Source organism: Flagellimonas iocasae, from assembly GCF_042682725.1.
GTDB lineage: Bacteria > Bacteroidota > Bacteroidia > Flavobacteriales > Flavobacteriaceae > Flagellimonas > Flagellimonas iocasae.
This window is the reverse complement of record NZ_JBHUHU010000003.1, coordinates 752899-771059: the sequence shown is the minus strand read 5'-3', so window position 1 is coordinate 771059 and position 18161 is coordinate 752899. Positions and strand designations below refer to the sequence as shown.

Annotated in this window: 20 protein-coding genes; 2 read left to right on the top strand and 18 right to left on the bottom strand. The window is 41.9% G+C overall.

Features of this window, described 5'->3' with window-relative positions; all coding sequences use genetic code 11:
• Positions 1-70: 70 nt before the first annotated feature.
• Both ACFSJE_RS10695 and ACFSJE_RS10690 read left to right on the top strand, forming a co-directional pair.
• A complete protein-coding gene (locus ACFSJE_RS10695; RefSeq protein ID WP_379830963.1) occupies positions 71-1015 on the top strand; it encodes an HU domain-containing protein in 945 nt (314 codons plus the stop codon).
• Positions 1016-1073: 58 nt separating this feature from the next.
• Positions 1074-1586 (top strand): acyl-CoA thioesterase, encoded by a 513-nt coding sequence (locus tag ACFSJE_RS10690; protein WP_379830962.1) that lies wholly within the window; start codon positions 1074-1076, stop codon positions 1584-1586.
• Between the two features lie 76 nt (positions 1587-1662).
• On the opposite strand, the gene ACFSJE_RS10685 is transcribed toward ACFSJE_RS10690, so the two are convergent.
• From ACFSJE_RS10685 to ACFSJE_RS10600, 18 genes are all read right to left on the bottom strand, one after another.
• On the bottom strand, positions 1663-2499 hold the full coding sequence (locus tag ACFSJE_RS10685; RefSeq protein WP_379830961.1) for an aldo/keto reductase: 837 nt from the start codon (positions 2497-2499) through the stop codon (positions 1663-1665).
• Between the two features lie 3 nt (positions 2500-2502).
• On the bottom strand, positions 2503-3732 hold the full coding sequence (locus ACFSJE_RS10680; RefSeq protein WP_379830960.1) for a murein hydrolase activator EnvC family protein: 1230 nt from the start codon (positions 3730-3732) through the stop codon (positions 2503-2505).
• Between the two features lies 1 nt (position 3733).
• Complete coding sequence (lolB1, locus tag ACFSJE_RS10675) at positions 3734-4507, bottom strand: lipoprotein insertase outer membrane protein LolB1 (RefSeq protein ID WP_379830959.1); 774 nt, start codon at positions 4505-4507, stop codon at positions 3734-3736.
• Positions 4504-5424 (bottom strand): tetratricopeptide repeat protein, encoded by a 921-nt coding sequence (locus ACFSJE_RS10670; RefSeq protein ID WP_379830958.1) that lies wholly within the window; start codon positions 5422-5424, stop codon positions 4504-4506. Before ACFSJE_RS10670 ends, lolB1 begins: the two co-directional genes overlap by 4 nt.
• Before the next feature lie 17 nt (positions 5425-5441).
• Positions 5442-6458: a sugar phosphate nucleotidyltransferase gene (locus ACFSJE_RS10665; RefSeq protein ID WP_379830957.1), complete on the bottom strand. Its 1017-nt coding sequence runs from the start codon at positions 6456-6458 to the stop codon at positions 5442-5444.
• 36 nt (positions 6459-6494) lie between these two features.
• Positions 6495-6929 carry a dUTP diphosphatase gene (dut, locus tag ACFSJE_RS10660; protein ID WP_379830956.1) on the bottom strand — a complete coding sequence of 145 codons (435 nt, stop codon included), beginning with the start codon at positions 6927-6929 and terminating at the stop codon, positions 6495-6497.
• On the bottom strand, positions 6919-8385 hold the full coding sequence (locus ACFSJE_RS10655; RefSeq protein WP_379830955.1) for a lipopolysaccharide biosynthesis protein: 1467 nt from the start codon (positions 8383-8385) through the stop codon (positions 6919-6921). Before ACFSJE_RS10655 ends, dut begins: the two co-directional genes overlap by 11 nt.
• A 135-nt stretch (positions 8386-8520) precedes the next feature.
• Complete coding sequence (gene atpG / locus ACFSJE_RS10650; protein ID WP_379830954.1) at positions 8521-9381, bottom strand: ATP synthase F1 subunit gamma; 861 nt, start codon at positions 9379-9381, stop codon at positions 8521-8523.
• A 100-nt stretch (positions 9382-9481) separates the two neighbouring features.
• Complete coding sequence (gene atpA, locus ACFSJE_RS10645) at positions 9482-11062, bottom strand: F0F1 ATP synthase subunit alpha (RefSeq protein WP_379830953.1); 1581 nt, start codon at positions 11060-11062, stop codon at positions 9482-9484.
• A gap of 2 nt (positions 11063-11064) precedes the next feature.
• Positions 11065-11604 (bottom strand): ATP synthase F1 subunit delta, encoded by a 540-nt coding sequence (gene atpH / locus ACFSJE_RS10640; RefSeq protein ID WP_379830952.1) that lies wholly within the window; start codon positions 11602-11604, stop codon positions 11065-11067.
• A gap of 6 nt (positions 11605-11610) precedes the next feature.
• Positions 11611-12108, bottom strand: a complete 498-nt coding sequence (locus tag ACFSJE_RS10635; RefSeq protein ID WP_379830951.1) for a F0F1 ATP synthase subunit B — start codon at positions 12106-12108, stop codon at positions 11611-11613.
• Between the two features lie 81 nt (positions 12109-12189).
• Positions 12190-12381 carry an ATP synthase F0 subunit C gene (atpE, locus tag ACFSJE_RS10630; RefSeq protein WP_036381035.1) on the bottom strand — a complete coding sequence of 64 codons (192 nt, stop codon included), beginning with the start codon at positions 12379-12381 and terminating at the stop codon, positions 12190-12192.
• An 87-nt stretch (positions 12382-12468) separates the two neighbouring features.
• Positions 12469-13665 (bottom strand): F0F1 ATP synthase subunit A, encoded by a 1197-nt coding sequence (gene atpB / locus ACFSJE_RS10625; RefSeq protein ID WP_379830950.1) that lies wholly within the window; start codon positions 13663-13665, stop codon positions 12469-12471.
• Between the two features lie 101 nt (positions 13666-13766).
• On the bottom strand, positions 13767-14174 hold the full coding sequence (locus ACFSJE_RS10620) for a DUF6168 family protein (RefSeq protein ID WP_379830949.1): 408 nt from the start codon (positions 14172-14174) through the stop codon (positions 13767-13769).
• Positions 14174-14404 carry an AtpZ/AtpI family protein gene (locus ACFSJE_RS10615; protein WP_379830948.1) on the bottom strand — a complete coding sequence of 77 codons (231 nt, stop codon included), beginning with the start codon at positions 14402-14404 and terminating at the stop codon, positions 14174-14176. The genes ACFSJE_RS10620 and ACFSJE_RS10615 overlap by 1 nt, the downstream gene beginning before the upstream one ends.
• On the bottom strand, positions 14382-14819 hold the full coding sequence (locus tag ACFSJE_RS10610; protein ID WP_379830947.1) for a bactofilin family protein: 438 nt from the start codon (positions 14817-14819) through the stop codon (positions 14382-14384). Before ACFSJE_RS10610 ends, ACFSJE_RS10615 begins: the two co-directional genes overlap by 23 nt.
• A 6-nt stretch (positions 14820-14825) precedes the next feature.
• On the bottom strand, positions 14826-17381 hold the full coding sequence (gene porW, locus ACFSJE_RS10605; protein ID WP_379830946.1) for a type IX secretion system periplasmic lipoprotein PorW/SprE: 2556 nt from the start codon (positions 17379-17381) through the stop codon (positions 14826-14828).
• Positions 17382-17454: 73 nt separating this feature from the next.
• The gene (locus ACFSJE_RS10600) at positions 17455-18159 is read right to left on the bottom strand and encodes a hypothetical protein (protein ID WP_379830945.1); all 705 of its coding nucleotides are present in this window, start codon (positions 18157-18159) and stop codon (positions 17455-17457) included.
• Positions 18160-18161: the final 2 nt, after the last annotated feature.

Genomic DNA, 18161 nt, shown 5'->3' with positions numbered 1-18161 from the left:
ATTTTCAAATGTTAATAAAAAGTTATCCTGCTTATTTTGTACTCTTTCATTTTTTACAATATTTGTGGCTATGCGGATTGACTCCTACATAGAAAAACTTCTGTTTGAATACAACTGTGTCGTGGTTCCCGGTTTTGGGGCTTTCTTGGCACATGGTAAATCCGCAGAAATCGATACGGTTACCAATACCCTGATTCCACCTTCAAAAATCATTTCCTTTAATGCGCAATTGTCCAAAAATGATGGGCTTTTGGTGTCGCATATTGCCAAGGAAAAAAAATTGGGCTATGAAGAACTGCTCCACGAAGTGGAGACCGTGGCCGAAGAGTGGAACAAAAAATTGGAGCTTGGTGAAAGCCTGGAACTTTTCGGGATTGGCAAACTGTGGCTCAATCGAGAGCAACGCATTCAATTTCAACCTGAGAACCGCGTTAACTATTTAACTTCATCATTTGGGTTGTCCGCATTTGCTGCAACGCCTATTCAACGCGAAGTGTTGAAAGAGGAAGTTGAGGAACTGGAAGAAAAGATTCCGTTTATCATCACTCCTGAAAAACGCGAAGAGACATCTTTTAGGCCTTGGTTAAAATATGCTGCCATCTTCCTTTTGGCCGTTTCTTTGGGTGTGACTTCCTACCGAACGTATGGTGATTTTCAGCAAAAGGAGGTTGCTGCCCAGCAAGATGCCCAACAAGAGGTATCTCGATTGATTCAGGAAGCCACTTTTTTTGAAAGTGATCCTTTGGAGCTTCCAGCCATCAATATCAATGTCAGTAAAAAGCAATTGGGTAAACACCACGTTATTGCAGGAGCTTATCGCATGGAAGAAAATGCGGAGAAGCGCGTGGATGAGCTCAAAGAAAAAGGATATCATGCTTTTTATTTGGGGGTTAATCGATATGGACTCCACCAAGTGGCTTATGATAGCTTTGAAGACCCGAAAGATGCCTTGGTCTTCTTGAGAAAGGTAAAAGCAACAGAATCCCGCGATGCTTGGTTGCTTTCAGAGAAATAAGCCTTCTTTTCTTTAATACGATACCACACTTCAATATCTTTGCGCAAAATCTTACGGTATGCGCGCTAAAACTCCCAGTGAATCACGGACGGTAATGACCGATTTGGTACTGCCCAGCGAGACCAACCCTTTAAACAATCTTTTTGGAGGTGAATTGTTGGCCCGAATGGATCGCGCGGCCAGTATTTCGGCCCGAAGGCATAGCCGAAGGATTACCGTGACCGCTTCGGTGAACCACGTGGCCTTTAATCGTGCAGTACCTTTGGGCAGTGTAGTCACTGTTGAAGCGGCTGTTTCGAGAGCCTTCAATACTTCCATGGAAATCTTTATTGATGTTTGGATTGAGGATCGTTTTACCGGAGAACGTAGCAAGGCGAATGAAGCCATCTACACCTTTGTGGCGGTTGATGATACGGGAAAGCCCACCGAAGTTCCTCCTTTGGAGCCTGAAACCGATTTGGAAAAGGAACGTTTTGCCGCCGCTCTACGGCGTAAACAGTTGAGCTTGGTGTTAGCTGGAAAGTTGAAACCTTCTGATGCCACTGAATTGAAGGCGTTGTTTACTTCTTAAAGGTATATCAGAATTAAAACCGCTACGCGCTCATAGAGCCAAGACACTTGATCTAGCCTGGGTCTACATTATATGACTAAAAGTCAAAGTTATTGGGGTCTGGGCCAAATCGTTTATCACGGTCCAAGCCATCCAATAGTTGTACGTCTTCGTTGCTGAGCTCAAAGTCGAACAGGTCGGCATTGGAAATAATGCGATTCTTGTTGGAAGATTTTGGGATGGTGACCACGCCTTTTTGAAGATCCCAACGCAATACAATTTGTGCAATGGTCTTGTTGTATTTGGCCGCCAAGTTCTTCATAATATCCAAATCAAAGATATGGCCCTGCATTAAGGGTGACCAAGCTTCATACTGAATGCCTTTTTCCGTGCAAAAATCAATAAGGTCTTGTTGCACCAAATACGGATGAAACTCCATTTGGTTGACCATGGGTACAATTTCGGCCGATGTCAGTAAATCTTCCAAATGGTGCTGCATAAAATTGCTTACTCCAATGGCACGAATCCTTTTTTCCTTGTAAAGTTTCTCCAAAGCCCTCCAAGTATCTTTATAAAGGCCTTCCTTGGGCCAATGTACCAAATAGAGGTCGAGATAATCGGTTCCCAAACGTTTTAGGCTTGCATCAAAAGCTTTTAAGGTATTTTCATACCCTTGTTCCGTGTTCCAGACCTTGGTCACCAGGAACACGTCTTCGCGGTCCACATCACTTTCCTTGATTCCCACACCCACTCCTTCTTCATTGTGATAAAAAGATGCGGTGTCAATATGTCGATAACCGTGGTTTAGGGCATCTTTTACCGCATTGATAACCTCACTGCCATCTTCAGATAAATACACCCCCAGACCTAGGTAGGGCATCTGGACCCCGTTATTCAGCTCAAATGTTCCTTGAAGGTTGGTAATGTTTTTCATAGATTAAAGTTGATATATCCAATCCTCTGGGTTTAGGCGATTGGAGTCTTGATATAAATAAAATTTCATTTTCGTAGTGCCATCAGACCGATTGGTATTTATTTCACCAAGAGCCTCTTTAGCAGCTACTTTATTTCCTTTTTGCACATACAAGGTAGACAAATTGTAGTAGGTGCTGATATAATTACCGTGTTTTAAGGCCACGGCTCTCCCTCCACCTGGAACCGAAAAGATGGCAATGACCTCACCCTCAAAAATTGCCCTGGCCTTTCCGCCTTTGTCGGTAGTGATGGTTACTCCGTTGTTTCTGTGTTTGATTCCTGGGTACAATTTGTCGGTATATTCACCGTACCCTTGGCTTTTAATTCCTTTTTCAACAGGCCAAATGAGTCTTCCTTTGTTGGCCGAAAAATTATCTGCCACCAATTTAGCCTCTGGGGTTAAGGCAAACTTGGCACTACTGGTATTGCTTTTGCCGGAGCTTTTATTGGAACTAGCTATCGCCGTTCTAATGAGTTGCTCTATTTCGCGTTCTATCCTGCGGGCTTCTTTTTGCTTTTCGGCAATTGCCGCAGTGTATTTAGCTTCATTTTGACGTATACTGCGTAGTAATGTCCGCTGCGATTCGACCTCTTGGGACAAGTCATTTTTAGCCTTGGTGTTTTCCGCAACTAGCTGGTCCTTTTGTTTTCGCTGGTCTACCAAGTCCTTGTTCAGTTGGGCCAATTCTTCTGTCTTTTGGATAATGCCCTCTCCTTGCTTTTTGCGATGCTTTGCATATTGTTGCATGTATTGCAACCGCTTAAAGGCTTGAAAGAAATTTTCGGCTGACAACAAAAACATCAACCTATTGCTCTGCGATTTATTTTGATAGGTTTTTTGAATCAGGTTAGCGTAATCTTCCTTCAAAACTTTTAAATCCTCCCGAAGCTTACTAATGTTTCTTATGTTGACATTGATCTGTCTATTCAGCAAATTGGATTGCTGGTTGGTGACCCGAATCAATTCTTGGCGGACATTAATTTTGTTGTCCAACGCCTCCATTTGATCTAAAATGGTCCCCTTTTCCTTGCGTTCGGCAAAGAGCAATCTATTGATTTCCTTTATTTCTTCCTGCAAACGCTCCCTTTTGGCCTCCAGTGCCTTCTGTTCACTGGTCTGCGAATATCCTGGAAGGGAGAATAGAAATATAAAAATCAGATAATAAAGACAATATGAATTTTTAGTTATCATATTACTTTAATGTAATTTTATCAAACCCCTTTGGCACTTTATAGGGGAAACTCATCGATTTGTTCAATTCCAAGTTGCGAAAGCTAAGGTCAATCGTAGTTAATTCACCTTTATCTTCCGCCAATATCTTAATCTCATCCGGAAGCACATTTCCAGAAACATTCTGATAGGTATATTTTGCTTCCAACTGTCTTAAACTATCCGGTTGTGAAATTTGTTGCGAAGCGATTTTGAAGTTTTTGGGTTCCACCTGAAAGAGTATTTTAAACAACTCTCTTGCCTTTTTGGGCTTTAATTCATAATTACCCTCAATTACAGATGAGTTAAACTTTTCCTTTCGTAAATCGAGCACTGCATTCCCCAAGAGTAGGTTTTGGACCTTTTCAAAATCCAATTCGGTTCCCAAAACATGGCTTAAATAACTGAAGTCACCATCAAAATATTCGTTTTGCAACTTATTATAAAAAGAAACTTTATCGGGAGTGATGTGTGCCTTGACCATTCCAAGGGGAGCGCTCATCCAGATGACTTTATCCTTTTCCATCCTAAGACTAACATTGACCCCTTGACTTTCATCGCCATTGGAATAGTCAATCTTAATGCGGCCACTCAAGGTCTTAAACTTGGATTGGTTGGTATAGTGATTATCAATAATATTCTTGGCGGACATGCGGGCGTCCACTTCACCGCCGGTCACCGTTTTAGTACTCTTACAGGCTCCTAGAAAGAGTATTACGATCGTTAAACCCAAAAACCTATTCTTCCCAATCTTCATAATCCTGGTTTAATCTTGTTCAAATATTCGTTTGCTTTGGAGGTATTGCCAATACTGTTGTATGCTTTTGAAAGTTCATTATACATCTTGTTGGCCAACTGGTCATCATCCAAAAGATAGTCCAAACCACTTTCCAACACTTCAATGGCCTTATTGGGGTTGGAGGTATTGTTCAACGCAGTGCCGTAAGCATAATAAAAATACGGCTGCAGCGGATAGGAATCCAGAGCCTCCTTAGAAACTGTGAGGGCCTGTCCGTAGTTTGACGCAGAAAACAATTCCTCAATTTGCGACCTATATTGGGCCGTAGGGTCATCCGTTTCTACTTTTTTATCCATGGTAGCTGAAATTGTCCTTTCTTCCTTTTTAAGCTGAAGGGAATCGTTGATTTTTGACGCCAATTCCTCCGTGAATTTAGAGCTGCCCAATCCTTCCAAAACCTTAAGCGCATCTGTGTACTTTCGCATTTTAAAGTAGCCCAGTGCCAGGTTTTGTTGCAACTTTTGATTGGCAAAAGGAATATCCTGTTTAACGGCCTCCAAAGGGCTTCCTTCCTTTTCCAAAACATGGAGTAGATTGTCCAAATACCAAAAATCCGTTGGTTCCGCATTCAAGGCTTTAACAGCATATTCTTGGGCCTGTACATATTGTTTGTCCAAAGAATAGGCTTTGGCCAGTTCATAATCCACTACACTGTTTGAGGGATCCAATTGTTTGCACTTCAGCAATAAATCAATGGCGCGGTCATAATTTTGAATGCCTTTTTGCTTGAGCGCTTCAAAAAAGTTTTCTTGAAACTTATCGGTATATTCTTCGAGGTAAACCTCAGCACTTTCCTGTTCTTCTTGGGCATAAGAAGGGCTTAACGTCAACAAGGACGTGGCCAAACTCATCCAAAGAAGAAACTTACTTTTCATATTGTTCCCAACTTCATTTACTCCAAAACAGAATAGTCCCCAATGCTTATGGTTTCAAAATTACCATTAAAAACCACATGATTGCCAATCATGGCATTATCCAAATTGGCATTGTATATTTTACTATTGCTCTGGATAAGACTGTTTTTGATGGTGGAATTCTCCAAAACGGTATTGGCGCCGACTGAAACAAAGGGCCCAACCGTGGTGTTTTTGATGAACACATTATCTCCAATAAAACAAGGCTCGATGATATTGGCATTCTCTTGTTTTACTGAATTGGATATGAGGGCTTCTCCATCTTTTTCCAAAAATTCCAACATCCGCTGATTCGTTTCCACGGTCACATTTTTATTGCCGCAATCCATCCATTCATCCACCTTACCTGGAACAAATTTCATGCCCTTTTCCATCATTCGTTTGATTCCGTCATTGATTTGATATTCCCCTCCATTGGTGATGTCATTATCCAAAACATATTGAAGTTCATTCCTTAGTACACCAACATCTTTAAAGTAGTAAATACCGATTACAGCCAAATCAGATACAAACTCTTTGGGCTTTTCTACGAGTTCCACAATCTGATTTTGCTCGCTCAATTTTACCACGCCATAAGCTTCCGGATGGTCTACTTGTTTTACCCAAATTACGCTATCTGCGGACTTGTCCAGGTCAAAATCCGCCCGAATAAGGGTGTCCGCATATGCAATGACAGCAGGTCCACTTAAAGACGCCTTGGCGCTCATTATGGCATGACCAGTCCCCAAAGGTTGGTCTTGTCTGTAAATAGAGCCCTTGGCCCCTAATTCGTCTGCCAGCTGCATTAGACTTTCCACAATATCATCTCCAAAAAAGGCAGGGTCTCCCAAGATAAAAGCTACTTCCTCGATAGGTTCGCCCAAAACTTTAGCAATGTCACTCACCAAGCGATGAACGATAGGCTTTCCCGCAACGGGGATAAGTGGTTTTGGAACGGTTAAGGTATGTGGTCGTAATCGGGAACCTCTTCCCGCCATGGGGACGATTATTTTCATGTGTTCTTTTTAGTATAACGTAGTTAGTGTTTGCCTTTATTGTACGCCAGTGCTGCCAAATCCGCCAGTTCCTCTATCGGTTTCCGAAAGGGATTCCACTTCTTCCCATTCAGCCCTTTCGTGTTTGGCAATGACCATTTGCGCAATGCGCTCTCCATTTTCAACCACAAATTCATCCGAGGATAGGTTTACAAGTATCACACCCACTTCACCACGATAATCTGCATCAACCGTTCCGGGGGCATTAAGTACGGATATGCCCTTCTTAGCTGCCAATCCACTACGTGGTCTTACTTGTGCCTCATACCCCACAGGAAGTTCCATAAAAATCCCAGTGGGAACAATGGCGCGTTCCAAAGGTTTCAATACAATCGGTGATTCAATATTGGCCCTGAGGTCCATTCCTGCCGAAGCCAAAGTTTCATAATGGGGCAGCTTGTGGCTCGATTTATTAATGATCTTAATCTTCACGCTTTAAAAATATGCTTCTTAAATTATCTCCTTCCATTCTGTAAATCAATCCCAAAAATAACAAAAGAAGTAGGCTGCCCGCTATTAAATTTCTATTAAAAACGTAGAATGACAAGGCAGAAAAAAGAATTGAAACAGAAAGATAGAACACGATTTTGCGCATGTTATAGGGAACGGGGTAATATTTTTTTCCGAAGAAATAGGATAGGAGCATCATGCAACCATAAGCGGCCAATGTAGCCAAGGCCGAAGCCATATAGCCAATTTTTGGGATGAATCCTATGTTGATGACCAAGGTAATCACTGCTCCCACAGATGAAATATAGGCGCCATACTTCGTCTTATCCGTTACTTTGTACCAAACGGATAGGTTGTGGTAAATACCTAAGCAAAAGCTCGCCAAAAGGATTATGGGAACCACATCCATGGCTTCCCAGTAAGCGGAATCCCGTACCAATACTTTTTTTAAGGGATCTATGAACGCCATGACTCCGAAAAAAATAAGACTACCCATGATTACAAAGTAATTGGTAATCTGCGCATAGGTTTTTTGGGGATTCTTCGCATTGGCATGGCTAAAAAAGAAAGGTTCCACACCCAGCCTAAAGGCGGTTCCAAACAGGGTCATAAAAACAGCCAACTTGTAGCATGCGGAATATTTTCCTATTTCTGCCCTAGCGATATCTTCCGGTAATAAATGATCCAAGAGCACACGATCAAAAACTTCGTTGATCGTGAATGCTATTCCCGCCCACATTACCGGCAATGCGTACTTCATCATTTCCTTCCACAGCTGTTTATTAAAGCTGTATTTGGCATCAAAATAAAGTCCGCTGACCCATATAAGGGCCACTCCACTGGAAATTACGTTGGCGATAAAGACATATTCTATCTGAAAATTCTCCTTATAGATTTCAGACCAAAGAGGTTGACCATTTTCCATGGCCATTTTGGGCAAAAGCGTCAAAAAGAAAATATTGAGCAGTAAATTGATACCTACACTGGTCACTTTTACGATGGAATATCTCAGTGGGCGTTCATCGGCCCGTAACCATGCAAATGGAACTATGGTCAATGCATCGAATACCAAGATCAAGAGGATATAAAGTATTAGAGACTCCTTTACATCTATCAGCATGGCAAACCCATTTTCGAAGGTCAATACAACCACAAAAAACAAAATGGAAGACACCAGTAAAGAAATCAGCGAGGTAGAAATGACGCTTTCTTTATCAGAATGTTTATTGAAAAATCGGAAAAATGCTGTTTCCATGCCATAGGCCAGCACCACATTAAAAATGGCAAACCAAGAGAAGACCACTGAAATTTCGCCATAGGTCTCCGTGGTCATTACAGATGTGTACAACGGCACTAGTAAAAAAGAAAGCACTCTGGGCAAAACGGTTGCCAGACCATAAACAAATGTTTGTTTAAAAAGCTTCTTTAACGGATTCAATAGGTGTGTTCTCTTTTAAACCTTTGCTAGGTGCCCACAAGTTACATAAAACGCTTTAGTCCAAATACGATAAAACATTTGAAGCTAAAAAAAGCCGCTCATAAAGCGGCTTTTGTAATTTATAGTGTAGTGACTTTAGTTGTTCAATGCCTCAGCACCACCAACAATTTCCAAAATTTCATTGGTAATGGCAGCCTGACGTGCTTTGTTGTACGTCAATTTAAGCTCATTTCGAAGTTCAGCCGCGTTGTCCGTTGCTTTGTGCATGGCGGTCATACGGGCACCGTGCTCACTGGCAAACGAATCACGGATAGCTTTGTACAATTGGGTTTTCAATGACTTTGGAATCAATTGCTCTACAATCTCGGCTTTTGAAGGCTCAAAAATGTAATCTGAAGCGCTACCAGCGTTCTCATCAGAAATGGCAATAGGCAAGAACTGCTCGGACATTACAATCTGCGTAGCCGCGTTTTTGAACTTGTTGTACACCAAATCGATACGGTCATACTTCCCTTCAGTAAACTGATCCATCAAAAACTGGGCAATTTCAGCAACATTATCGAAAGTCAAATCATCAAAAACACTACTATGGTTCGCCACAACGGTATTCTTTTTACGAAGGATATCGTTGGCTTTCTTTCCGATGGTCACAAAATCCACCTGCTTTCCAGCATAGGTTTGTTCTACCAAAGTGCGGCTTTGCTTAATGATATTGGAATTGAACGCTCCACACAAGCCCCTATTTGAAGTAATGGCTACAACCAAAACCTTGTTTACGGGTCTGTTGTCCGCAAATGCGCTCCCAGCATCACCATCCAAACTAGCACTAAGCCCTTGCAACAACTCGGTAAGTTTGTCTGCATAAGGACGCATGGCCGTGATGGCATCTTGGGCCTTCTTCAACTTGGCAGCAGAAACCATTTTCATGGCACTGGTAATCTGCATCGTTGAAGAGATGGATGTAATCCTATTCCGTATTTCCTTTAGATTTGCCATTTTCTTATTTGTCATTCCGCACTTGATGCGGAATCTTTTTGGTTATGGATTCCTGCGCCTCCCTTCGACTGCGCTCAGGGTCCCACAGGAATGACATCTTTTATGCTTTGTACTTGCTTGAAAGGTCCTTAGCCACAGCAGTCAAGGTATCGGTAACCTCATCAGTCAATTTTCCAGCTTTTAAGCTATCCAATACATCTCTGTGCTTTGCATTCAAGAACTCCAAGTAATCGGTTTCAAATTCTTTTACCTTGTCTACAGGAACATCACGCAACAGGTTTTTGGAACCTGCAAAGATAATGGCCACCTGATCTTCAACGGTGAACGGATCGTTTTGTCCTTGTTTCAAGATCTCCACATTTCTTCGTCCTTTTTCAATAACGTTCAAGGTAGCAGCATCCAAATCGGAACCGAACTTGGCAAAAGCTTCCAATTCACGGAACTGGGCTTGGTCCAATTTCAAGGTACCGGCCACTTTCTTCATGGACTTGATCTGCGCGGAACCACCCACACGGGATACGGAGATACCCACGTTGATCGCAGGACGAACCCCTTGGTTGAACAAATCCTGCTCCAAGAATATCTGACCATCGGTAATGGAAATTACGTTGGTTGGGATATAGGCAGAAACGTCACCTGCTTGGGTTTCAATGATGGGTAATGCAGTCAAAGAACCTCCTCCTTTTACCATAGGCTTCAATACCTCTGGAAGGTCGTTCATGTTTTTTGCGATATCATCATCTGCAATCACTTTTGCAGCACGCTCCAACAATCTTGAGTGCAAGTAGAAAACGTCACCAGGATAGGCTTCACGTCCTGGAGGCCTACGCAACAACAAGGATACTTCACGATAGGCAACGGCTTGTTTTGACAAATCATCATAGATAATCAAAGCAGGACGTCCTGTATCCCTAAAATACTCCCCAATCGCTGCACCAGCGAAAGGAGCATATACCTGCATAGGAGCAGGATCAGATGCGTTCGCGGCTACGATGGTAGTGTAAGCCAAAGCTCCTTTGTCTTCCAAGGTTTTTGCGATGGCAGCAACTGTTGATGCTTTTTGACCAACCGCTACGTAAATACAGTAAACGGGCTCACCCGCATCGTAAAATTCTTTTTGGTTCAAGATGGTATCGATACAAACGGTGGTTTTCCCTGTTTGCTTATCACCGATAACCAACTCCCGCTGTCCACGACCTACTGGAATCATGGCATCAATCGCCTTGATACCGGTTTGCAATGGCTCGTTAACGGGTTGTCTATAAATAACACCAGGGGCTTTACGCTCCAAAGGCATTTCATAGGTTTCGCCAGAGATAGGTCCTTTACCATCGATAGGGTTACCCAAGGTATCCACTACACGGCCAACAATTCCTTCACCAACTTTAATGGATGCGATACGTTGTGTTCTTTTTACGGTAGCTCCTTCCACAATTTCTTTGGTTGGACCCAACAAAACCACACCTACGTTATCTTCCTCAAGGTTAAGAACGATACCTTCCATTCCACCATCAAACTCCACAAGCTCCCCGTACTGGGCATTGGAAAGTCCGTACACCCGGGCAATACCATCCCCTACTTGCAATACGGTACCTACTTCATCCAAAGAAGCGGTAGCCTCAAAACCTGATAACTGTTTTTTCAAAATTGCTGATACCTCAGCGGCTTTTACTCCTGCCATTTTTATAGACTATTTGTAAATTCTCTTTTTAAAATGTTTAATTTGTTTGCGATGCTGGCATCATACTGTAAATCGCCAACGCGCAATACAAATCCACCAATAATGCTTTCGTCAATCCTGTTCTCTATGGTGACCTTGTTTCCAGTAATGTTGTTCACCTTGGCCAATAGTTTCTTTTCCAAATCAGCGGTCAAGGGGACAGCTGTGGTTACGTAAGCTACATCCTCTCCTTTCAATTTTTCATGAAGGATGATGTATTTCAAGGCTACTTCCCGCAACATGTCCACCCTTTTGTTGCTTATCAATGTTTCGATAAGTCCTTTGGTGATTTCTGAGGAATCCTTGAAAACTGCAAGCAACGCATTTTTCTTTACCTCGCTTTTTACAACGGGACTTTCCAAAAGTTTTTCCAATTCATCACTTTCAGAAATCGTCGCTGAAATTTCGCGCATATCTTTTTCAACAGCATCGGCTGCTTTCTTTTCGATAGCGAAATCCAAGGTCGCTTTTGCGTAGCGTACGGCTGCCCTGTTTTGGTTCATGCTCAATTAGTTCAATTTGATGTCGCCCAACATATCATCAACCAACTTCTGTTGCTTTTTGGTATCGGACAATTCTTCTTTGATGACTTTTTCTGCGATTTCCAACGAAAGGTTGGCTACTTGTGCTTTAATGTCAGCAACAGCGGCTTTCTTTTCACTTTCGATAGTAGCCTGCGCCTGCTTGATCATTTTATCGCCTTCAATCTTGGCCTGTTCTTTGGCTTCAGAAACGATTCCTTCCTTAAGCTCCCTGGCTTCTTTCAACAAAGCATCGCGCTCCGCTCTGGCTTCCTTCAACAATTTCTCGCTATCGGCAGTAACGTTCTGCATTTCCTTTTTGGCAGCATCGGCAGCATCCAAAGCATTTTTGATGCCTTCCTCACGATCGTTTACTGCTTTCAGGATAGGTTTCCATGCAAATTTCCACAAAAGGAACAACAGCAATCCGAACAAAAGGGTTTGCCAAAAAAACAGCCCCAACGAAAACTCTTCCAATAACTTCATAACTATATTTTAATATTTTTCAACTATAAACTAAGTAAAGGCTGCAACCAACCGTTACAACCTTTACTTTGGGTTTTTTGATTACACTGCAAAAAGAGCAGCAAAACCAATACCTTCAATCAACGCTGCTGCAATCAACATCGCTGTTTGGATTTTTCCGTAAGCTTCAGGCTGACGAGCGATGGCTTCCATAGCGGAACCACCAATTTTACCGATACCGATACCTGCACCGATTACAACCAAACCTGCACCTACCATTACTGGAACTTCCATATCTATCTAGTTTAAAATTAAAAATTCAACTTACTGGATTCCTGCTTCCCTTCGACTCCGCTCAGGGAACAGCGGGAATGACATATTCTATAAATGCATCAACTCTGGGTCATCTTCATGACCTTCTGCGTGATGGTCCTCGGAAGCAAATCCGAAGTACAACGCACTCAACATGGTGAAAATATAGGCTTGTAGCAATGCTACCAATACTTCTATCAATGAAATGGCAAAGGCCAGTCCGAAGGACAATGGGCTTCCAATCCAACTTTTAAAGATGAACATCAATCCAATCAAGCTCATCAATACAATGTGACCTGCCTGCATGTTCGCGTACAAACGAATCAACAGGGAGAATGGCTTAATGAACAATCCCAATATTTCAATAGGCACCAAAATCAAATACAACGGTATCTTGGCGTACCAAGGCATGGAATCTCCAAGGGGATTAAATTGGTGCATCCAGTAATCCTTTGTTCCGGTAAAGTTCGTGAACAAGAACGTCATCAATGCCAACGCAAACGTAATGGCGATGTTTCCTGTTACGTTGATTCCAAGTGGGGTCAAACCAAAAATGTTCAAGAACCAAATAAAGAAAAAGATACTCAACAAGTAAGGCATGTACTTCTTATACTTAGCCTCACCAATGTTTGGTCTGGCAATGTCGTCCCTTACATATAATATAATAGGCTCAAAAAAGCGTCCTGCTCCTGTTGGAATACCGCCGTTCTTGGCATACGATTTTGCCAAGCTAGTGAACAACCATAACATCAACAAACCGGTAACAATGATCATTACCACATTTTTGGTAATGGAGAAATCCAACGGTTTTTCGTTCGATGGGTGTATATTATCAATGACCACCTCTTCCCCAAAAGCATCTTCCGTGTCATGGGAAACACCTCCGTGCTCAGAGTCATATTTTATAGTGCCCTCTGCGTCTGTTTTGTAAATTTTACTGTGGTACAGCCTGTAGTAATTGCCGTCCACTTCAGCCACGGTTTCCCCGTGATTGAATTTTGAGGAAGAGAAAACCTTCAACCCATCGTCAATTAAAATAACGGGCAAAGGAAAACCAACATATTTGTGCTCACCGTTCTCCGCAGTATAAGAGAATAAGGAAAAGTCGTGTGAATCCTTAAGGTGGTGGGAAATGTACTCCTTAATTTCAACCTTTAAATCCCCGCCGTGTTCTTCTGTTTCATGTTCCTGTTCATTAGCAAAAGTGAACTGGGCCAACAATAGTGTTCCGACAAGAAATAATCTCGTAAAAAAAGTTTTTCGCATTTCGCTCAAAATATCGGTCTCTCAAAATCGGTGCAAATGTAAGCCATTCTTCCAAAAAGAAAAAAGCTTTCAAACTTTTATTTTTGAGGATTTTGAGTCGCCTAATCCTCAGAGGATTCCTCTAAAATTTTGAGCATTCGGGAAGCAAAAAAAGTCTCTAAAAAAAGAGCGATAGCGTAGGGGACAAAAAAAGCAGCGAATTCTTGACCGGACATATCCCCATCACTGATGTAAGTTGGGTAGAAAAAGATGAAGAAAAACACAAATTTCACCAAGCTTCCACCCATGAACAAAAACCCAATTTGGTTCTTGAGCCGTTCCCTAAATCGGAACAACAACCCGAAAATAATTGCAGCCAAAACCCCGTTGACCATATAGGAGCGTACGATTAAATTGCCGTAAAGTGGTAGATTTTTACTTGATAAAAGAAACAAATGGCCTGCAAAGGCCAAAATCAATAAAACCAAAAGAAGAAGGAGAAACTGGGTGAACAGGTTGAGTTTTGACATCAATATTTAATACGTTTTAACTGTTGCAAAACTAGCCAAATAGAAATTGCCACTCCCAATAAAGTGGCAATTACCGTGAAAATATTTTTCTCATTCTGATATTCTGCGTCCAACCATTTTCCGCCATGTACGGACAAATAAATTATGGCCCCCATTTCAAAGCCAATACCTGTTAGGATGGCTGCATTTTTGAAGGTGTTCTTCTTTTTAGGAGGCTTTTGCTGGCTCATTGCTCTTGGTGGACTCCAATTTTGGTGCAGCGGTGGACGAAGTTGTTGTTGCGGCTCCTTTGCCCATGGTGCAAGCTGCATTAAAGGTAGCTCCGGGTTCAACGGCCAGTTTGGCCACAGATACGGTGCCCTCAATAATGGCCGAGGCCTTTAAGGAAAGTAAATCCTTTACCAAAAGTTCACCGTTGAATTTTCCTTCGATATCAGCATTCACACATTCCACTTTTCCATTGATGTAGCCATCTTTTCCAATGACCACTTTACCAGATGTTTTTACATTTCCTTCCAATTTCCCATCGATTCTAAAATCGGCTTCGGAAGTAATGTCTCCTTTAATTTTTGTGTTCTTTTCAATTCTGTTGGGTTGTCCGCCAAGTTCATTCATAGGTCTGGGTTTTTTGTTGTCAGAAAACATTGTGTTCTAAGGTTTTGGGGTTAAAATATGTTCTTTGTATGATTCTAAATTCTTGTGGACCTGAACAATTTTATAGTTCTCCGATAAAACTACAAAATTCTCATCTTTAATGCGGTAGTCCTTGTTGTTTTTAATAAGCTCGGCAAAGCCAAGGGCAAAATCCTTAGACTTAAAACCATGCACCACCACAAACTCATCTTCCAAATTATAGATGTCCTTGGAAATCACATTATTGTAATGAAGGTCCGTTATGGCATCTTCCAATCGTTTCTTTAAGTGTAACGCTTTTTCATCGTCCCTTATTTTAAAGGGGAAGACCACCTTCCAATTGGATGCACCCACGGAACCCGTTTCTGGAGAGAATTCCTTGTTCTCCAATTTGGGCAACTGCTCTTCCACCATTTGCTCTGCCTTTTTTCCTTCAGGATTGTTGGGGTAGGTAAGTGCTACGTAGTTCAAAGCCTCTTTGAACGGCTCAAATCCTTGCAAACGACCGATAGCATTTGCCTTCAACATTTCAAATTTGGGAACAATAGGGTCTCCTGTGAATTTATTGATGTATTCCTCGGAAAGTGTGATGACCTGAAGGTACTCCTGTTGCTCATACATTTTAAACAAAGCAGCATATCGCGCATCGGGACTGTCGGTATTTCCCTCCAAAACCGCCTGCGGATTCAAAAGAATCTCTGCGTAGCGCGTATCTGAATGGTTGGTAATGATATCTTGCTTCATGTTCTGAGCCAAGGGACTACCACTTTCCTCATAAATCTTGTACAGATTATATTTTGAGGGAAGAATCAGGCGCTCCTCTGGATTGGATGCCAAAACCCGTTCCAGCTTGGCGGCCGCCAAGAGATTGTCTTTGAATTTTTCCTTGTAAATCAACCCCAATTGATAGTTGGCGAAGTTCCGCTCTGTCCATAGACTATCAATTACGGAAACATCAGTAGGGATTTGATTCAAATAATAATCCACTGAATATTTTTGGTCTTCTGTGAGGTTTTGGGTTGATGGGTCATTGCCAGCCACCTGCTCTCCGGTAGCTTCAGAAAGTAAGGTTCTGGATTTGTTGCTCCAACGCCAGTCGTCTTCCAAGGTGCGCTCACCCCATCGGGTCCTGAAGTCGTTCTTGCCGTATCCTAAACTGGTGATATTGTAAAAGTAAAATTTGCCTTTGTTCTCTTTTCCACCCTTACTGTTGGCAAACGTGGCAAACCCAGCCTCAGCTTTTGCCTGTTTTTTGGCCTCTTCTTCTTCGGCGATACGTTTCAGTTCAGCGATATAATCTTCAAAATAGGCCTTTCGCTCTGCCTCGGGCATTTGGTAAACGGTAATGACACTGTCGGTATATTGCACAATGTCCTCATACTTGATAACGTCTTCCAAATTGTCCAGTTTCTTTTTAATGTCCCTGTGCTTTCTTGTATTCTCTACAAGGTTGATAAGGGTACTGTCATAATAAGCACCAGCGGTTTTGTACTCATCTTGATCAAAATAATAATCCGCCAGACTCTGGTAGTTGAGGGCATTCAATTTGCGTTCGCCTTGAGTAGCCCGGAGCGATTTGTTGTAATACACCAAGGCCAAACTATCTGTTTTGTTGGCCAAATGGAACTGGGCCACTTCCCGATAAATCTTATCCAAAAAGGGTCGATTTTCCCGATTTTCTTCCAAATCCGTCAAGTATTCCAATAGCTCTTCTTGGTTTGCATCGGTGATTTGCGTATTCCGAATTTTCTGGAGGTGCGCATTGATCATATACACTCGCGGCGATTTCCGGTTCAGGGCAATAACCTTATCAAAAGCGTAATTGGCACTGTCCTTATGCCCCAATTGGTCATATAGCTGCCCAATAATGAACAGGTATCGTCCTTTTTCGGGATTCTTTTTGGTGTAGGCCTGGGCAATCTTTAATTTCTGAATGGCAGTATCAGGAGCATTCAGGTTGATGTAGCACTGGGCCAAAACGGCATTCGCATCGGCATATTCTTGGTCTTTCAACGATTCGTACTTGAACAATCGCTTGAGGTTTTTGATGGCTACCTCAGGATTGTCTAACCGCATATTGGTCTTTTCCCGCCAAATGGTGGCCTCATTCAGTTTATCGCTCTGCACATATTTTCTAAGGATGTAATTGAAGGATTCGAGGGCAGGAATGTAGCGTTGGTCAAAATAACGTGACTTTCCCAGAAGGAGGAAAGCTTCATCCGTTTGAGGATTTCGCTCTTCATCTTTAATGTCCATGCTATGCTTTTGGATGGCCTTGGTGGCCTTTTCCTCAGCAATGATAAAGTTGGGGTTGTTGTTCTCTGAATCGAGTTTAACTTCATCGGTCACCTCCAAACGTTCTACCGGAAGAATTTCCCAATAATCATCCCTATAATTGGCATTCAGCTCCTCCCTTCCCTGCTCAAAAGCAATATTGCCATTGTACAAGGTATTGTACTTGGTGTTGAGGGCGTGCCAATTCCGGTTGATGAACTTGTCCTTTTTGGTAGAGCATGAACTGAACAGCAGCCCTCCCAGAACAATGGCGATGATAAGTGTTTTACGAAGCTTCAAAATTATGGATAATCGTGTGTAACCTTAACTGAAAAAAACAGAGATTATTATAAGGCTTATCGATAAAATGCGATTATTTTTTGTCCAGTGGAATCACCTTCAAGTATATAGAGCCTCTTGGCCTAATACTTCCTTTTAGACCAATGGTAATTCTAGAAATGATTTCCTTTAAAGGAAGAACATTTTTGGGGTTCTTGAGTGCGAAGGAAGTTTTCAAACAATTTGAGTTCTCATCATAAACCAGCCCAAGACTATTTAGGAGTCCATGTTGTTTTAACCATTCCGCCTCATTTCTATTTTGAACTTTGACCGAAATAGCAATACTATTATCAAGATTATGGTCTTTGCAGAGCAACACCTCATTCTTCTCATCAAAGTGAATGCTAAAACCATAAATCTTTCCTTTTAGCAGCGAAAAAATTGCCTCATCAACTATTTGGGTCTCGTCCGAGGTTGTGTGAGCTTTTTTGTTTCTCAATGCTTTCAGAGCATACTCGGCTTCTGCAATTTTTTCTTGGAAGTAGTTGTCCGGTTCAGGACTTTGATTTTCCTTTTGTCTGAAAAATGCTATTTGCATCTCCAACCTTTTGATTTTTGGGTAGAACGGGTTTTTTAGCTCGCACAAACAGTCCAATTCTCTTTGAATGTGTTCCAGTTCATCAAAATTCTTTTCCACTGCAAAATAATCTTTATCTCTCTTATTTTCTTCAATAGAGCTTACTAAACGTTGCTTTTCTGATTGGTAAAAGTCAATCAATAAATCAATATCACTGGACATTT